This is a genomic window from Ideonella flava (genome assembly GCF_051857595.1).
GTDB lineage: Bacteria > Pseudomonadota > Gammaproteobacteria > Burkholderiales > Burkholderiaceae_C > Ideonella.
This window is the reverse complement of the sequence record NZ_JBPZHD010000010.1, coordinates 342,324-358,412: the sequence shown is the minus strand read 5'-3', so window position 1 is coordinate 358,412 and position 16,089 is coordinate 342,324. Positions and strand designations below refer to the sequence as shown.

Genomic DNA, 16,089 nt, shown 5'->3' with positions numbered 1-16,089 from the left:
CCACGAGGAGACCCGAATGCTTTTCGGCAAACTGTTGCCCAAGGATGGCAACTTCTTCGAGCTGTTCAACCAGCACGGCAAGTACATCGCCGAAGGCTCGCGAGCCTTCATGTCGATGATCCAGTACTACGGCACCGCCGACCTGCGCGAGAAGTATGCGAGCGAGGTCGACGCGGCCGAGCGCGGCGCCGACAAGATCACCGCCGAGGTGAACCGCCTTCTGCATCGAACCTTCATCACGCCGATCGATCGCGAGCAGATTCACGGCCTGATCAATGCGATGGATGACATCACCGACCTGCTGCAGGACTCCAGCGAGGTGATGGCGCTGTACGACCTGCAGCACGTGACCGAAGACGTGCTGCGTCTTTGCGAGATCTCGGTCAAGTGCTGCGAGCGGGTGCAGCACGCCGTGTCGCTGCTGCCCCGGCTGAACAACGCCGAGGTGTCGGAGGCGGCGATCAAGACCTGCGAGGAGATCGACCGCCTGGAGTCCGACGCGGACCGGGTCATGCGCAGCGCGATGTCACGCCTGTTCCGCGAGGAAGAAGACGTGCGCGAGCTGATCAAGCTCAAGGCGATCTACGAACACCTGGAATCCATCTCCGACCGTTGCGAGGACGTGGCCAACCTGATCGAGGGCATCGTCCTCGAGAACTCCTGACGCCCGTCCTGCATGGAATCCATCTCCATCTCGTTCTGGGCGGTTGCGGTGCTGGTGCTGCTGGCCGTCGCATTCGACTTCATGAACGGTTTTCACGATGCGGCGAACTCGATCGCCACCGTCGTGTCCACCGGCGTGCTCAAGCCGCAGCAGGCCGTGCTGTTCGCCGCCTTCTTCAACGTGGTGGCGATCGCCATCTTCCACCTCAGCGTGGCCAGGACGATAGGCAAGGGCATCGTCGAGCCGGGTGTGGTGGATCACCACGTGGTGTTCGGGGCACTGATCGGTGCGATCACCTGGAACGTCATCACCTGGTGGTACGGCATCCCGTCGTCCAGCTCGCATGCGCTCATCGGCGGCATCGTCGGCGCAGTGATCGCCAAAGCCGGCGGCGCTCATCTCATCGCCGGTGGCATCCTCAAGACGGTGGCCTTCATCTTCATCTCGCCCATCCTCGGCTTCGTGCTGGGCTCGCTGATGATGGTGCTGGTGGCGTGGATCTTCCGCCGCACCTCGCCGATCCGCGTGGACCGCTGGTTCCGCCGATTGCAGTTGGTGTCTGCGGGCCTGTACTCACTCGGCCACGGCGGCAACGACGCACAGAAGACCATCGGCATCATCTGGATGCTGCTCGTGGCGGCCGGCTACACGGCGGCCGAGGCGACCGCGCCGCCGGCCTGGGTCATCTGGGCCTGCTACGTGGCGATCGGCATGGGCACCATGTTCGGCGGCTGGCGCATCGTCAAGACCATGGGTCAGCGCCTGACCAAGCTCAAGCCGGTCGGTGGCTTCTGTGCGGAAACCGGCGGGGCGATGACGCTTTTCCTGGCGACGGCGCTCGGCGTGCCGGTGTCCACCACCCACACCATCACGGGTGCCATCCTCGGCGTGGGTTCGGTGCGCAATGCCTCCACCGTGCGCTGGGGGCTGGCCGGCAACATCGTGTGGGCATGGATCTTCACCATTCCCGCTGCGGCTTTCGTGGCTGGCGCCTTCTACTGGCTGAGCCTGACGTTGTACTGAGCACCCCAGGGCCGGCCCAACGGGGGTTCAAGCAAAGCGGGGGAGCCACCTTGGCGTGAGAGCGTCCCGGCGCTCAGCGCGGGGACGCCGCTTCTTCCTGCTGCCACTCGAAGAACTTCTGCCCGCCAAAGGCGATGGTGCCCATCAGCACCGCCCCACCGACCATCAGCGCGGCGATGACACCCAGCACCGGTCCCCAGCCGGTGGCCTGCGATGCTTCGCCCGGCGCCCCGAAACGCGAGGTCCATCGATCGTCGGGGGTCAGGCCGATGACGATGGCCCCCAGCATCGCGGCCACAAGCGACAGGCCCAGCAGCGGGATGAGCAGCCAAGACAGGTGGTCATCCTGCCCGAGCTGCCTCATGCGCCAGACGCCGGCCAGGCCCATCAGCGTGGGTGGCCAGAAGAGCCAGGCCCAGGGGTCGCGCGGCCCGTGCAAGTACAGGCGGTGAACACCCAGGGCGCCGGCGAGCACGGCCAGCCAGGTGGCGAGCGTCTTGGACTTCATCGCCTTCAGTCCGCCGCCGGCAGGGCGTCGCCGACGCCCAGCGCACGCTGCATGACGACCACGTCCAGCCAGCGGTCGAACTTCCAGCCGGCGCTCTTCATCGTGCCCACGTGCTGGAAGCCCAGCCGGCGATGCACGCGGATCGAGCCGGCGTTGGCGCTGTCCCCGATCACCGCCAGCATCTGGCGTGCGCCCGCCGCCTCGCACCGGGCGATGAGCTCGGCCAGCAGCAGCGTGCCCAGGCCCCGGCCGCGTGCATCGCGGTGCAGGTAGATCGAGTCCTCCAGGCAGAAGCGGTAGGCCAGGCGAGGGCGGAAGTGATTGGCGTAGGCATAACCGAGCACGCGCCCCTGTACCTCTGCCACCAGCCAGGGCAGTCCCTTGGACAGCACGTCTTCACGGCGATGCGCCATGTCGGGCTCGCCGGGGGGCTCCAGCTCGAAGGTGCCGGTGCCGGTCAGGACCGCGTCGCCGTAGATGGCGGCGATGGCAGGCAGGTCGGCCTCGGTGCTGGGGCGGACGAGGGTGGTGGCGATGGAGCTGGAGGGCATGGGTGGGCGCGGCTTGGGGACTGGCGTTGGGCGGCCTAGGGGCGAGGCGCTATAATCATACGTTTCGGTCACGGCCCAAGGTCCAGGCAACTGGGCGCGGCGGCGTATCTACGGGGCCGAAGCAGCTGCAGGCATCGATCCGAGGAATTTCCCAATGGATGTTCGAACGATCGGGCGCCGGCAGCCGACAGGCCGGCCGGCTTCGGTGTGTCTCCCGAGGTCCGGTGGTCGCACAACATCCAAGGAACGACAAATGGTCGTGATTCGTCTTTCTCGTGGTGGCGCCAAGAAGCGCCCGTTCTACAACATCGTCGTGGCCGATTCGCGCGAGCGCCGTGATGGCCGCTTCATCGAGCGCGTCGGTTTCTACAACCCGATGGCCGGCGAGGGCGAAGAGGGCCTGCGAGTGGCGCAAGACCGCGTGACCTACTGGTCCGGCGTCGGTGCGCAACTGTCGCCCACCGTTCGGCGCCTGGTCGAGACGGCCAAGGCCAAGGCGGCCGCCTGAGGCTGCGCCAGGGCCGCCGGAGCACGTCTTGTCCACGGGCAGTCTGGTCGTCATGACCGCTGACCACGACGACGTCCCGGCCTGGCCCGACGATGCGGTCGAGGTCGGCCGCATCGTCGACGCCTGGGGGCTCCAGGGCGGCTTCAAGGTCCAACCCTTCTCTGCCGAGCCCCAGGCGCTGTTTTCGTCCCGCCGCTGGTTCCTCAAGGTGCCCGAAGTCGCGGGACCGAAGCCAGGCGCCGTGGCTGCCCGGCTGCCCCGCCTGCTCAAGATCACGCAGGCGCGCGAGCAAGGCGCCCTCGTCGTGGCGCGCGCCCAGGAGGTCCCGGACCGCAACGCCGCCGAGGCGCTCAAGGGCGCCCGCGTGTTTGTCTCCCGCCAGAGCTTCCCGACCGCCAAGGACGGGGAGTACTACTGGATCGACCTGATCGGCCTGTCGGTGGTCAATCGCGAAGGCGTGCTGCTCGGCACCGTCGCCGACCTGCTGGACACCGGTGCCCACTGTGTGCTGCGCGTGCAGCGGCCGGATGCGGCGCCCGACGCCAAGGCCGACGAGGCGGAGCGGCTGATCCCGTTCGTCGACGCCTACGTCGACCAGGTGGACCTGGCCGGACGGCGCATCACCGTCGATTGGGGCCTGGATTACTGACGCCAGGGCCGTGCGCTTCGACGTCATCACCCTGTTTCCCGAACTGTTCGCGCCCTTCCTGGCGCAGGGCGTGACCCGCCGCGCCTTCGAATCCGGCCAGGTCGACGTGCACCTGTGGCCGCTGCGCGACCATGCCGAGGGCAACTACCGCCGGGTCGACGATCGACCTTTCGGCGGAGGTCCCGGCATGGTGATGCTGGCCGAGCCGCTGGAGCGTGCGCTGGCCGCCGTTCGCGGGCAGCGCGCCGATGGAGCGCCGCTCGTCCATTTCAGCCCCACCGGTCGCCGCATCGACCAGGCGTTGTTGCGCGAGATGGCCTCCGGGCCGGGGGCCGTGCTGCTGTGCGGCCGCTACGAGGGCGTCGACCAGCGCTTCCTGGACCGCCACGTCGACCTGGAGCTGAGCCTGGGCGACTTCGTGCTTTCGGGCGGCGAGCTGCCGGCGCTCGCGTTGCTGGACGGCATCGCCCGGTTGCAGCCCGGCGTCCTGGCCGACCCGCGCTCGCACGAGCAGGACAGCTTCGAGGACGGCCTGCTGGACTGCCCGCACTTCAGCCGTCCCGAGGTGCTGGACACGGCGGACGGCCCGCTGCCGGTGCCGCCGGTGCTGCTTTCGGGTCATCACGCGGCCATCGCACGCTGGAGGCGCGAGCAATCGCTGGCCCTGACGGCCCGCAGGCGACCGGACCTGATAGCCGCGGCCCGTGCGGCCGGCAGGTTGAGCTCCGCGGACGAGCGGTACCTGGCGCAGTTGCCGCCCGCCTGAGCCCTTCGGCTATAATGGCAGGCTTTTCGATCCTCTGCCGGGCAAGAAGGGCAGGTCGATCAGCTCATGCATGCATGAGCTGACGAACCAGGAGCCCATCGACGCCACTCAAGCGCCGGCACGATCCCATTCGGAGAACCCCGTGGACCTGATCCGTACCCTCGAGCAAGAAGAAATTGCTCGCCTGAACAAGACCATCCCGGCCTTCGCGCCCGGCGACACGGTCATCGTCAACGTCAACGTCGTCGAAGGCACCCGCAAGCGCGTGCAGGCCTACGAAGGCGTGGTGATCGCCAAGCGCAACCGTGGCCTGAACTCCAGCTTCATCGTGCGCAAGATCTCCAGCGGCGAAGGCGTCGAGCGGACCTTCCAGCTCTACAGCCCGCTGATCGCCTCGATCGAAGTCAAGCGCCGTGGTGACGTGCGCCGTGCCAAGCTGTACTACCTGCGCGAGCGTTCGGGCAAGTCGGCCCGCATCAAGGAAAAGCTGGCCTGACCTTCGGGTCATCCCGCTGCTGACCAGCGGGTCGCGTGTAGCTTGCGAGCTGACGCCGCCACCAGGAGCCGCCCCGGAGGGCGGCTTTTTGTCGTCTGGCGTAAGCTCGACCGCCATGCCCGCCGACGCCTCCACCTCTGCTCAACGGCCCAGCCGCCCTCCCATCCGGGATCCGCACCTGGTTCCGGTGGTGGGCCATGATGGCCACCTGCCCGCCATCCCGGACGAACGACTGGTGCCCGAAGCACTTCGCGCCCGCCTGGCCCGCGTGGACGGCTGGCAAGCCCCCATCAGTGGCGACGGGGCTCGCCCCGAATGGTTCGGTGATCGTCCCGCCACGGCCGCCTCGGTGCTGGTGCCCCTGGTCCAGCGGCCCAACGAACTGCACGTTCTGCTGACGCGTCGCACCGACCATCTGCACGACCACGCCGGCCAGATCAGCTTTCCTGGCGGCCGGGCGGAGCCCAGCGATGCCGACGCAGTCGCCACCGCCTTGCGCGAGGCCGAAGAAGAGGTCGGCCTTTTGCACCACCAGGTGGATGTGATCGGCCACCTGCCGACCTACACCACGGTGACGCGCTTTGTCGTGACGCCGGTCGTCGCGCTCGTGCGGCCGGATTACACGCTCGACCTCGACGACTTCGAGGTCGCCGAGGCCTTCGAGGTGCCGCTGCGCTACCTGATGGATCCGGCCCATCACCAGCACCACGAGTTCGCGTTCGGCGGCGCCACGCGTCGCTTCCTGTCGATGCCGTGGCGACCGGGGCACGGAGATCCACGCGAATACTTCATCTGGGGCGCGACCGCCTCGATGCTGCGCAACCTCTACCACTTGCTGTCCACGGACTGAGGCGCGTCACCCGGTCGTTATCATCGGCGTCGATGAGTTTCTTCGCTGTTCTCTTCGCGCTGCTGATCGAGCAGGTCAAGCCGCTGCCGCGCGACAACTGGGTGCACGATTCGCTGGCCGACTGGGTAGGCTGGACTGGCCGCAATTTCGACGCCGGAAAGCCGCACCACGCCAAGGTGGTGTGGTTCGTGACCGTCATCGTTCCCGCACTCGCCAGCTGGGGCGTGCATGCGGCCATCGCCCATTTCAGCGTCATCGCTGCCCTCGTGTTCGACGTCGCAGTCGTCTACCTCACGCTGGGGTTCCGTCAGTTCAGCCACTACTTCACCGACATCCGCGAGGCGCTGGAGCGAGGCGACGAGGACCAGGCGCGCCGGCTGCTCGCGGAATGGCGGCATCTCGACGCCAGCGAGCTGCCGCGCAACGAGCTGCTGCGCCACGTGCTGGAGCATGCGCTGCTGGCCGCGCACCGCCACGTCTTCGGCGTCTTCTTCTGCTACGTCATCCTGGCCGCCGTCGGTCTCGGCCCGGCGGGCGCGGTCTTGTACCGGATGGCCGAGTTCGCGAGCCGGTACTGGGCATTCAAGAGCCGTACGCTCGGCGTGGCCGTGAACGAGAATCTGCGCGACCTGTCCCAGCGCGCCTTCAGCCTCATCGACCACGTGCCCGCCCGCCTGACGGCCTTCGGCTTCGCGGTCGTAGGCAATTTCGAGGAGGCGGTCGCCGGGTGGCGCCGCGACGCGGAGCTCTGGCGGCATGCGAACGAGGGGATCATCCTGGCGGCCGCGGCGGGTGCAGTGGGCGTGCAGCTGGGTGGCGGTGCCGCACCTGGCGTGACGCCCGATCGCTCCAAGACCTTTGCGCAGGGCGGGGATGCCGAAGCGGCCGAGGCCGCGGGCTCGACCCCCGGGATACCGCCCCAGCTTGGCCACCTCGGCAGCGTGGTCGGCCTGGTCTGGCGCTCGATGGTGCTGTGGATGTTGTTGCTGGCCCTGCTGAAGCTCGCCAACCTGCTCGGATAGACCGCCGATCGATCAGCCCTTGCGCTGACCGGCGTCCAGCTCGTCCCACAAGCCTTCGTACAGCCTCATCCGGTTCGGCGAGATCTCGCCACGATCGGCGGCGGCACGCACGCCGCAGCCGGGTTCGTGGCGATGGGTGCAGTTGTAGAACCGGCATTGGCCGAGATGGGCCCGCAGGTCGGGCATGAGCTCGGCCAGGCGCTGTGGCGCTATGTGCATCAGGCCGAATTCCTGGAAACCGGGAGAGTCGAGCAAGGCGCCGCTTCGGGCTTCGTCGAGCCAGTACCAGGTGGTCGTGGTCGTGGTGTGGCGGCCTGCCGAGAGGGCCTGCGAGATCTCGCCCACCTGGGCATCGGCGCGCGGCACCATCAGGTTGATCAGCGTGCTCTTGCCCATTCCGCTGGCACCCAGCACCAGGGTCGTCCGCCCGGCGAACCGAGGAACCAGCGCGGCACGTGCAGCTTCAGGCACGCGGGCCAGCGAGGTCTCGATCACGGGGATGCCCATCGCGCGGTACGGGGCCAGCCGCTCTCGCGCTTCCGCGGCCGCGGGAAGGTCGGTCTTGTTCAGCAGCAAGGCGCTGGCGATGCCGGCATCCTCGGCGGCGATCAGCGCCCGGGTCAGCTGGCCTTCGCTGAACATCGGTTCGCCGGACAGCACGACCAGCAACTGGTCGATGTTGGCGGCAAAGGACTTGCTGCGCCATTCGTCCTGCCGCATCAGCAGGTTGCGCCGCGGGTCGAGTGCCTCGATCACGGCCTCGTCCCCGGCCGACTGCCAGCGGACACGGTCGCCCACGACGGCCAGATTCTTCTTGCCCCTGGGGTGGGCGATGATCCGCACGCCTTCCGGCGTCTCGATCACCACGTGGCGACCGTGGGCGCCGACCACCAGCCCGGTGTCGAGGTCTGAGTGCTTCAAGTCTTCAGCGCCGCCAGCCGTTCGCTGGCCGGCGGGTGCGAGTAGTAGAAGCGGGCGTACACCGGATCGGGCGTCAGCGTGCTGCCGTTGTCCTCGTGCAACTTGAGCAGCGCCGAAGCCAGGTCGGCTCCGTCGGTCTGTGCGCGCGCATAGGCATCTGCCTCGAACTCGGCCTTGCGCGACCAGCGCGCCGACAACGGTGAGGCGAAGAAGAGGAAAGACGGCGCGGCCAGCATGAACAGCAGCAGCGCGAGCGCGTCGTTGGGCGCCTGCAGATTCGGTGCGACACCGAGGCCCACGTAGAACGCAGGCTGCCGGGCCAGCCACCCCAGCAGCGCCAGCGCGACGAGCCCGACCGCGAAGGAGCGCAACGTCATCACCAGCACGTGCTTGTGGTGGAAGTGACCCAGCTCGTGGGCCAGCACCGCCTCGACCTCGCGACCGGCCAGGCGCGACAGCAGGGTGTCGAACAGCACGACGCGCTTGGCGCGGCCGAGTCCGCCGAAATAGGCGTTGACGTGGCTGGAGCGGCGGCTGCCGTCCATCACGAACAGGCCTTTTGCCGTGAAGCCGCAGCGAGCCATCAGGCTTTCCACCCGCTCCACCAGCGCACTGTCGCCCAGGGGCTCGAAGCGATTGAACCAGGGCGCGATCCAGGTCGGGAAGATCACCTGCATCAGCAGCACGAACCCGACCCACAGCACCCACGCCCACAACCACCACGCGGTCCCGGCGGTGTGCATCACCCACAGCACGGCGGCCAGCATCGGCGCTCCGATGGCCACCGCGAGCACCGTGCCCTTGGCCATGTCGCTGAAGAACAGCGGCAAGGTCATGCGGTTGAAGCCGAACCGCTGCTCGAGCCGGAAGACGCGGTACAGCTCCAGGGGAAGGTCCACCAGACCGCTGATCAGCGCGAAGGCTCCGAACAGCAGCAACTGGTAGGCGAGGTCGCCCCAGCGCGGCTGCACGGCGTCGCGCACCAGACTGTTCAGTGCGTCCAGGCCTCCGAGCAATGTCCACGCAAGCAGCAGCACGGCGGCCAGCGTGTCGGCCAGCATGCCGAAGCGCAGACGGGCCATCGTGTAGTCGGCGGCACGCTGGTGCGCTTCCAGCGCCATGGTGGCGTCGAAGGGTGCGGGGACGGCGTTGCGGTGCAGGCGGACGCTGCGGGCCTGTCGCCCGGCGAGCCAGAACTTGACCGCCTGCGAGGCGATGAGTGCCGCCACGAGCGACAAGGAGACGGTCAACGGCTGCATGGGCGCGAGTGTAGTTGTTGGACAATCGCCGGCTCATCCAAGCGGGACGAACCATGAGCGCCACGATGCTGCAGAAGAACGAGCACAACCTGATCTGGATCGACCTGGAGATGACCGGGTTGAAGCCGGACAGCGACCGCATCATCGAAATCGCCGTGGTCGTCACCGATCCGCTTCTGACGGTGCGCGTCGAAGGGCCGGTCTTCGCCATCCACCAGACCGACGCCGTCCTCGACGGCATGGACGCCTGGAACAAGGGCACGCACGGCCGCAGCGGCCTGATCGACCGGGTCAAGGCATCGGAGATCGACGAGGCCGAGGCGGAGGCCCGGGTGATCGAGTTCCTGGCGGCCTACGTGCCGGTGCGCAAGAGCCCGATGTGCGGCAACTCGATCTGCCAGGACAGGCGCTTCCTGGCCCGCTACATGGCCGGGCTGGAAGCCTTCTTCCACTACCGCAACCTGGATGTCAGCACCTTGAAGGAGCTGGCGCGTCGCTGGAAGCCATCCGCCCTGGAAGGCTTCAAGAAGGCTCAGGCCCACACCGCGCTGGCGGACATCCACGAGTCGATCGACGAACTGCTGCACTACCGTGCGCAGCTGTTGAACGTCTGAGGCCCTGTGAGCCAGGCCTCGGGCTGACTACTTCTTCTTGATCGCCGTCACGACGTACTGACCGTCGACCTTGTCGGCGGTGAATTCGATGCGGTCCCCGACCGCCAGGCCATCCAGCAGCGTGACGGGCTTGGCCCGGTAGACCATGGTCATGGCCGGCATGTCGAGGTTCTTCACCTCGCCCCCGGCGATGGTGACCTTGGCCTGGGCGCGATCGATCTTGCGCACCTCGCCGTCGGCCGCCTGGGCCGAGGTGGCGGCCAGCCCACCGACGAGGGCGGCAGCGGCAATGGCGGCGATCCAGTTCATGGCAAGAAACTCCTGAGGTGACGACCCTACAACCCTCGAACCGGGCGGCCGGATGACACGCGGCGAGTGGGGGGGCTTCCCTAGAATGCGTCCGGTTGCCCATTATTCCCGTCACTTCCTCCAGCCCGCCATGACACACGTTTCCGCGCCTGCCAACGTCGACCACATCCAGCCGCGCGAAAAGGCCGAGATCCTGGCCCAGGCGCTGCCGTACATCCGCAAGTTTCACGGCAAGACGCTGGTCATCAAGTACGGCGGCAATGCCATGACCGATCCCGGCCTGCAGCAGGATTTCGCCGAAGACGTGGTGCTGCTCAAGCTGGTGGGGATGAACCCGGTGGTGGTGCACGGCGGCGGGCCGCAGATCGACGAGGCGCTTTCCCGCCTGGGCAAGAAGGGCACCTTCATCCAGGGCATGCGGGTGACCGACGAGGAGACGATGGAGGTCGTCGAGTGGGTGCTCGGCGGCGAGGTGCAGCAGGACATCGTCGGCCTCATCAACGCCGCTGGCGGCAAGGCCGTCGGCCTGACCGGCCGGGACGGCGGGATGATCCGCGCGCGCAAGCTGAAGATGGTCGACAAGGACGATCCGAGCAAGGAGCACGATGTCGGCCAGGTCGGCGAGATCGAGTCGATCGACCCGAGCGTCGTCAAGGCGCTGCAGGACGACCAGTTCATCCCGGTCATCAGCCCGATCGGCTTCGGCGAGGCCAACGAGAGCTACAACATCAACGCCGACGTGGTGGCCGCCAAGCTCGCGACCGTGCTCAAGGCCGAGAAGCTCGTGATGCTGACCAACATCACCGGCGTGCTCGACAAGCAGGGCCAGCTGTTGACCGACCTGACCGCGCGCCGCATCGACGAGCTCTTCGCCGATGGGACCATTTCCGGCGGCATGCTGCCCAAGATCGCCGGCGCCCTCGATGCCGCCAAGAGCGGCGTGAACGCCGTGCACATCATCGACGGCCGCGTGCCGCACTCCATGCTGCTGGAGATCCTGACGGACCAGGCCTACGGCACCATGATCCGATCGCATTGATGACCCACCCCCGGAGCGCCTTCGGCACTCCCCCTCAAGAGGACGCCGCCAGCGGACCGGCAAAGCCGGCTCCGCAACGGCTGCTTGGTTTGCGCGTGCCCTTGCTACGCGCCCCTCTCCAACCAGCGTCACGAGCATTTCGGTGATCATGCATCCCTCGGGCGCCGGCATGGCGGCCGCCTGCGGCGCCGGCTTCCTCTGGGGCACCGGCGCGCTGGTGGTCAACCTGCTGATCGCGCGCTACGGGCTGCGGCCCGAGAGCATTTCCTTCTGGCGATTCGTGGTCGGAGGCGTGCTGCTGATGGCCTTGTTCGCACGGCCTTCCGTGTGGCCTCGCATGCGTGCGCAAGGGCTGGCGCTCGTCGGTGCGGGGGCGTGCATGGCCCTGTACGTGCTGTGCTGGTTCCTCGGCATCGCGCGTATCGGCGCGGCGGTCCCTACGCTGATAGCGCTGTGCCTGCCCCCGGTGCTGGTGACCCTGGTGGGCGTGGCTCGCGGCCGCGAGCGGATGGACGCACCGCTGGCCATGACGCTTGCGGCCGCACTGGCCGGCACCGCGCTGGTCGTCCTTCGCGAAGGGGGGCCTGCCGCGGATGCGCCGGCCGGCACCGTGCTGGCGGGCGTGCTCTTCTCCATCGCTTCGGCGGTGCTCTACGCCGGCTTCACGCTGGTCAGCGGCCGGCTGTCGCAGGCCCTGGGCGCCGGCCCGGCGACCATGGGCCTGACCGTGGTGGCGGCAGCGGTGATGGGCTTGAGTGCTGTCTACGCGCCGCTGGCGTGGCCCGGCGATGCGCCGCCCGAGGCCTGGCTGCTGTACCTGGGCCTCGTGACGGCGGCGTTGGCGCTGCTGGCTTTCAGCTGGGGTGCCGCGCGCCTCAGCCCGACTGCGCTGACCGTGGCGACGCTGGTCGAGCCCTTGACGGCGGTGCTGCTGGCCGCGCTCCTGCTCGGCCAGGCTCTGAGCGCTTCGCAATGGCTGGGCGCGGGGCTGATGATCGCCGGCATCGCGGCCCTCGGCCGGCGTGACGCACGGCGGGCCGCTGCCGGAGCGGTCCATGCCTGAGCGCGTCTGGCTGTTCGATCTCGACAACACGCTGCACGACGCGTCGGCCGCGGCCTTCGGTCCCCTGACCGAAGCGATGACCGCCTACATCGCCAGGGAGCTGTCCCTGGATCCGGATGCGGCCGCAGCGTTGCGTGTGCAGTATTGGCGCCGCTACGGCGCGACCTTGCTGGGCCTGATTCGCCACCATGGGATCCAGCCCGCGCATTTCCTGCATGACACGCACCTGCTGCCGGGCCTGGAGCAGCGCTTGCGCCACCACCCGCACGACGCGGCGGCGCTGCGCCGCCTGCCCGGTCGCAAGCTGGTGCTGACCAACGCCCCCGTCGCGTACGCCGAGCGCGTGTTGCGGGCGCTGGGCTTGCGGCGCTGTTTCGACGGCATCGTGGGGATCGAAGGCATGACGATGTTCGGGCAGTGGCGGCCGAAGCCCGATGCGCGCATGCTGAGGGCGCTGGCCGCGCGACTGGGGGTCCCCGCGCGCCGCTGCGTGCTGGTCGAGGACACGCTCATCCACCAGAAGGCCGCACATGCCGTAGGCATGCGCACGGTGTGGATGCAACGCTGGGCAAAACAGGCGGTGCATGGCCCGGAAGTTGGTGTTTACCTGCACCGGAGGCCGACCTACGTGTATGCCAGAATCGCCTCGCTCCAACAGTTGCGCCGTGTGCCGTGATGCCTGACCTGCCCGAAGAAACCGAAGCGGCCCAGGCCGAGGCACCGAGCCCCGAAGCTGGCGACGCCGATCCGGTGGGCGAGCCCCCGTCGCCAGCGCGCAAGCGGCCCAAGCCCGGCGAGCGCCGGGTGCAGATCCTTCAGACACTGGCGGCGATGCTCGAGCAGCCGGGCGCCGAGCGAATCACCACCGCCGCCCTGGCCGCGCAACTGCAGGTCAGCGAGGCGGCGCTCTACCGTCACTTCGCCAGCAAGGCGCAGATGTTCGAGGGGCTGATCGAATTCATCGAGTCGAGCATCTTTGGGCTCGTCAACCAGATCACCGAGCGCGAGAGCGACGGTTCGGTGCAGGCCCAGCGCATCGCGCAGGTGGTGCTGCAGTTCGGCGAGAAGAACCCCGGCATGACGCGCGTGATGGTGGGTGACGCGCTGGTGTTCGAGAACGAACGCCTGTCCGCGCGCATGAACCAGTTCTTCGACCGCGTGGAGTCGCAGTTGCGACAGAGCCTGCGCCAGGCCGCCGACCATGCCGGCTCGACGATGCCGACGGTGGATGCCACCGGCCGGGCGTCGGCGCTGACCGCCTTCATCGTCGGCCGCCTGCAGCGCTATGCCCGCTCGGGCTTCAAGCGCATCCCGACCGAGCACCTGGACATCGCGCTGGGCCTGCTGACCTGAGGTGTCCGCGATGGCGGATTTCGCCCTGCATTGGGGCGGCGGTGAACTCCTGCTGTGTCCTGAGCGTGCCGCGTTCTGGGTGGAAAAGCGGGTGCTGCTCGTGGCCGATTTCCACCTCGGCAAGGCCCACAGCTTCCGGCGGCTCGGGGTGCCGGTGCCGGGTGGCACCAGCGAGGCGAACCTCATGCGGCTCGGTGCCCTGGTGCAGCGGCTCGCCGCCGCCGAAGTGGTCTTCCTGGGTGACTTCCTCCATTCCGCGCGCTCGCGGGGTGGTCCTGGCATCGACGCCTTCGCTGCGTGGAGCGCGCTGCGAAAAGACCTGGCCCTGACCCTCGTGCGCGGCAACCACGACCGGCAGGCCGGCGACCCGCCAACCGAACTGGGCATTGCGGTGGTCGACGAACCGCTGCGTCGCGGTCCGTGGTCGCTGTGCCACCATCCGTCACCGCGGCCTGGGCAGGCCAGCGTGGCCGGGCATCTGCATCCCGGCGCGACCTTGGGGGGGCGGACCTTCGACCGCCTTCGCCTGCCGGCCTTTCACGCACGAGAGAACGTTCTGGTGCTCCCTGCCTTCGGCGAGTTCACCGGGCTGGCGACAGTGCGCAGGCAGCCGGACGACCTGTGCTTCGTCACCGACGGCCTGACCGTCCGTCGACTGCCCTGAAGCCTCCCGTCCGGCGGCATGCGCATGAGGAGCCGACCGGTCCGCCGCCGGGGGTTCACTACACTCGGTGCATGGACGTTTCTTCCCTCGACGCGCTGCTGGCCCGGGCCGAGCGCGTGCTCGCGCGGCTCGAAGCCGTGCTGCCCCACCCGCCGGCCGCGCCCGACTGGTCGGCCTCGATCGCCTTCCGCTACCGCAAGCGCGCCGGCTCAGGGGTGTTGGAGCCCGTTCGCCACGTGGCCACCATCCGCCTGGGCGACCTGAAGGAAATCGACGCGCAGAAAGAGCGGCTGGCCCGCAACACCGAGCAATTCGTCTCCGGCGCCGCCGCCAACAACGTGCTGCTGACCGGCGCGCGCGGGACGGGCAAGAGTTCGTTGATCAAGGCCTGCCTGAACGAATACTCACCGCGCGGCCTGCGCCTGATCGAAGTCGACAAGGCGGACCTGGTCGACCTGCCGGACCTCGTGGACCTGGTCGCGGGCCGCCCGGAGCGCTTCATCGTCTTTTGCGACGACCTGAGCTTCGAGGAGGGCGAGCCCGGCTACAAGGCGCTGAAATCCATCCTCGACGGCTCGGTCGCCCAGGCCTCGGACAACCTGCTGATCTACGCCACCAGCAACCGGCGTCACCTGCTGCCCGAGTACATGAAGGAAAACCTGAGCTACCAGCACACCGAGGATGGCGAGGTCCATCCGGGCGAGGTGGTGGAAGAGAAGATTTCGCTGTCCGAGCGCTTCGGGCTGTGGGTGAGCTTCTATCCCTTCAGCCAGGCGGAGTACCTCGCCATCGTCGCCCAGTGGCTGAAGCACCACCAGCTCGGCGAGGCCCAGATCGAAGCGGCGCGTCCCGAAGCGCTGGTCTTCGCGCTGGAGCGTGGTTCTCGCTCTGGTCGCGTCGCGCACCAGTTTGCCCGCGACCTGGCCGGCCGCCTGTCTTTGGGGCAGGGCGCATGAGCTCGGTGACAGACGAGCGCACGCCGGTCGATGTCGCGGTCGGGGTGCTGGTCGAGCGGGATGCGGACGGCCAGGAAGGCCGGTTCCTTCTCACCTCCCGCCCCGAAGGCAAGGTCTACGCCGGCTACTGGGAGTTCCCCGGCGGCAAGATCGAGCGGGGCGAGACCGTGCATGACGCCCTGGCCCGCGAACTGCACGAGGAACTCGGCATCAGCATCGGTGAGAGCCACCCCTGGCAGGAACTGATGATGGACTACCCGCACGCGCGGGTCCGGCTGCACTTCTGCAAGGTCTACGACTGGTCCGGGACCTTCGAGATGCGCGAGCGCCAGTCGATGGCCTGGGAGAGCCTGCCGGTGCTGCGTCGGCCGGTCCTGCCGGGCACGATCCCCGTCCTGCAATGGTTCGCCGAAGAGCGTGGGCACCAGGGCCCGACGCATTCCGGCTGAGCGGGCTTGGCTACACTGCCCTGATGGATTGGCTGGATCATGTGCGCTGGGATCGCGACGGGCTCGTGCCGGCGATCGCCCAGGAGGCAGGCAGCGGCGATGTGCTGATGCTGGCCTGGATGAACCGGGAGGCTCTGGCCCGCACGGCGGAGTCGGGCGAGGCCGTGTACTGGAGCCGCTCGCGCGGTCGGCTGTGGCACAAGGGCGAGGAGTCCGGCCACGTGCAGAAGGTGCACGAGATCCGCCTCGATTGCGACCAGGATGTGGTGCTGCTGAAGGTGACGCAGCTCGGGCACGAACCCGGCGTCGCCTGCCATACGGGGCGCCACAGCTGCTTCTTCGAGCGGCTGGAGGGCGGCGCGGCCTGGACGGCCGTCGACCCCGTCCTGAAGGATCCCGCCACGATCTACACGAAATGACTCTCG

22 protein-coding genes are annotated in these 16,089 nt (G+C 68.3%); 17 read left to right on the top strand and 5 right to left on the bottom strand.

Features of this window, described 5'->3' with window-relative positions; translation table 11 throughout:
• The first annotated feature begins 16 nt into the window (after positions 1-16).
• Both ACS5PM_RS23045 and ACS5PM_RS23040 read left to right on the top strand, forming a co-directional pair.
• Positions 17-664 carry a DUF47 domain-containing protein gene (locus ACS5PM_RS23045; protein ID WP_439390041.1) on the top strand — a complete coding sequence of 216 codons (648 nt, stop codon included), beginning with the start codon at positions 17-19 and terminating at the stop codon, positions 662-664.
• Positions 665-676: 12 nt separating this feature from the next.
• A complete protein-coding gene (locus ACS5PM_RS23040) occupies positions 677-1,687 on the top strand; it encodes an inorganic phosphate transporter (RefSeq protein ID WP_439390040.1) in 1,011 nt (336 codons plus the stop codon).
• A 73-nt stretch (positions 1,688-1,760) separates the two neighbouring features.
• Here the strand turns inward: ACS5PM_RS23040 and ACS5PM_RS23035 are convergent, their stop codons facing one another.
• Together ACS5PM_RS23035 and ACS5PM_RS23030 are read right to left on the bottom strand one after the other, a co-directional pair.
• Entirely contained in the window at positions 1,761-2,195 is a 435-nt protein-coding gene (locus ACS5PM_RS23035) for an NINE protein (RefSeq protein WP_439390039.1), read from the bottom strand.
• 5 nt (positions 2,196-2,200) lie between these two features.
• The gene (locus tag ACS5PM_RS23030; RefSeq protein WP_439390038.1) at positions 2,201-2,746 is read right to left on the bottom strand and encodes a GNAT family N-acetyltransferase; all 546 of its coding nucleotides are present in this window, start codon (positions 2,744-2,746) and stop codon (positions 2,201-2,203) included.
• A 253-nt stretch (positions 2,747-2,999) separates the two neighbouring features.
• On the opposite strand from ACS5PM_RS23030, the gene rpsP reads away from it, so the two are divergent.
• From rpsP to ACS5PM_RS23000, 6 genes are all read left to right on the top strand, one after another.
• Positions 3,000-3,254 carry a 30S ribosomal protein S16 gene (gene rpsP, locus ACS5PM_RS23025; RefSeq protein ID WP_439390037.1) on the top strand — a complete coding sequence of 85 codons (255 nt, stop codon included), beginning with the start codon at positions 3,000-3,002 and terminating at the stop codon, positions 3,252-3,254.
• A 52-nt stretch (positions 3,255-3,306) separates the two neighbouring features.
• A complete protein-coding gene (gene rimM / locus ACS5PM_RS23020) occupies positions 3,307-3,903 on the top strand; it encodes a ribosome maturation factor RimM (protein WP_439390069.1) in 597 nt (198 codons plus the stop codon).
• A gap of 10 nt (positions 3,904-3,913) precedes the next feature.
• Entirely contained in the window at positions 3,914-4,669 is a 756-nt protein-coding gene (gene trmD / locus ACS5PM_RS23015; protein ID WP_439390036.1) for a tRNA (guanosine(37)-N1)-methyltransferase TrmD, read from the top strand.
• A gap of 142 nt (positions 4,670-4,811) precedes the next feature.
• A complete protein-coding gene (rplS, locus tag ACS5PM_RS23010) occupies positions 4,812-5,165 on the top strand; it encodes a 50S ribosomal protein L19 (protein WP_439390035.1) in 354 nt (117 codons plus the stop codon).
• A 115-nt stretch (positions 5,166-5,280) separates the two neighbouring features.
• Complete coding sequence (locus ACS5PM_RS23005) at positions 5,281-6,015, top strand: CoA pyrophosphatase (protein WP_439390034.1); 735 nt, start codon at positions 5,281-5,283, stop codon at positions 6,013-6,015.
• 32 nt (positions 6,016-6,047) lie between these two features.
• On the top strand, positions 6,048-7,037 hold the full coding sequence (locus tag ACS5PM_RS23000) for a CobD/CbiB family protein (RefSeq protein ID WP_439390033.1): 990 nt from the start codon (positions 6,048-6,050) through the stop codon (positions 7,035-7,037).
• 12 nt (positions 7,038-7,049) lie between these two features.
• On the opposite strand, the gene rsgA is transcribed toward ACS5PM_RS23000, so the two are convergent.
• Positions 7,050-7,958, bottom strand: a complete 909-nt coding sequence (gene rsgA, locus ACS5PM_RS22995) for a ribosome small subunit-dependent GTPase A (RefSeq protein WP_439390032.1) — start codon at positions 7,956-7,958, stop codon at positions 7,050-7,052.
• On the bottom strand, positions 7,955-9,217 hold the full coding sequence (locus tag ACS5PM_RS22990) for a M48 family metallopeptidase (protein ID WP_439390031.1): 1,263 nt from the start codon (positions 9,215-9,217) through the stop codon (positions 7,955-7,957). The genes rsgA and ACS5PM_RS22990 overlap by 4 nt, the downstream gene beginning before the upstream one ends.
• A 53-nt stretch (positions 9,218-9,270) precedes the next feature.
• Here ACS5PM_RS22990 and orn point away from each other — a divergent pair, with 53 nt between their 5' ends.
• Positions 9,271-9,831 carry an oligoribonuclease gene (gene orn, locus ACS5PM_RS22985; protein WP_439390030.1) on the top strand — a complete coding sequence of 187 codons (561 nt, stop codon included), beginning with the start codon at positions 9,271-9,273 and terminating at the stop codon, positions 9,829-9,831.
• A 27-nt stretch (positions 9,832-9,858) separates the two neighbouring features.
• Here orn and ACS5PM_RS22980 read toward each other — a convergent pair whose 3' ends face one another.
• Positions 9,859-10,140 carry a copper-binding protein gene (locus ACS5PM_RS22980; protein WP_439390029.1) on the bottom strand — a complete coding sequence of 94 codons (282 nt, stop codon included), beginning with the start codon at positions 10,138-10,140 and terminating at the stop codon, positions 9,859-9,861.
• A 130-nt stretch (positions 10,141-10,270) separates the two neighbouring features.
• On the opposite strand from ACS5PM_RS22980, the gene argB reads away from it, so the two are divergent.
• The 8 genes from argB to hisI all read left to right on the top strand — a co-directional run bounded on the left by argB (position 10,271) and on the right by hisI (position 16,083).
• Positions 10,271-11,179, top strand: coding sequence for an acetylglutamate kinase (gene argB, locus ACS5PM_RS22975; RefSeq protein WP_439390028.1), 909 nt, complete (start codon positions 10,271-10,273; stop codon positions 11,177-11,179).
• 148 nt (positions 11,180-11,327) lie between these two features.
• The gene (locus ACS5PM_RS22970; protein WP_439390068.1) at positions 11,328-12,242 is read left to right on the top strand and encodes a DMT family transporter; all 915 of its coding nucleotides are present in this window, start codon (positions 11,328-11,330) and stop codon (positions 12,240-12,242) included.
• Positions 12,235-12,918: a pyrimidine 5'-nucleotidase gene (locus ACS5PM_RS22965; protein WP_439390027.1), complete on the top strand. Its 684-nt coding sequence runs from the start codon at positions 12,235-12,237 to the stop codon at positions 12,916-12,918. Before ACS5PM_RS22970 ends, ACS5PM_RS22965 begins: the two co-directional genes overlap by 8 nt.
• Entirely contained in the window at positions 12,918-13,595 is a 678-nt protein-coding gene (slmA, locus tag ACS5PM_RS22960) for a nucleoid occlusion factor SlmA (RefSeq protein ID WP_439390026.1), read from the top strand. The genes ACS5PM_RS22965 and slmA overlap by 1 nt, the downstream gene beginning before the upstream one ends.
• 10 nt (positions 13,596-13,605) lie before the next feature.
• A complete protein-coding gene (gene pdeM / locus ACS5PM_RS22955) occupies positions 13,606-14,259 on the top strand; it encodes a ligase-associated DNA damage response endonuclease PdeM (RefSeq protein ID WP_439390025.1) in 654 nt (217 codons plus the stop codon).
• A 71-nt stretch (positions 14,260-14,330) separates the two neighbouring features.
• Positions 14,331-15,215 carry an ATP-binding protein gene (locus tag ACS5PM_RS22950; protein WP_439390024.1) on the top strand — a complete coding sequence of 295 codons (885 nt, stop codon included), beginning with the start codon at positions 14,331-14,333 and terminating at the stop codon, positions 15,213-15,215.
• The gene (locus tag ACS5PM_RS22945) at positions 15,212-15,664 is read left to right on the top strand and encodes an NUDIX domain-containing protein (protein ID WP_439390023.1); all 453 of its coding nucleotides are present in this window, start codon (positions 15,212-15,214) and stop codon (positions 15,662-15,664) included. The genes ACS5PM_RS22950 and ACS5PM_RS22945 overlap by 4 nt, the downstream gene beginning before the upstream one ends.
• Before the next feature lie 23 nt (positions 15,665-15,687).
• Entirely contained in the window at positions 15,688-16,083 is a 396-nt protein-coding gene (gene hisI / locus ACS5PM_RS22940) for a phosphoribosyl-AMP cyclohydrolase (RefSeq protein ID WP_439390022.1), read from the top strand.
• Positions 16,084-16,089: the final 6 nt, after the last annotated feature.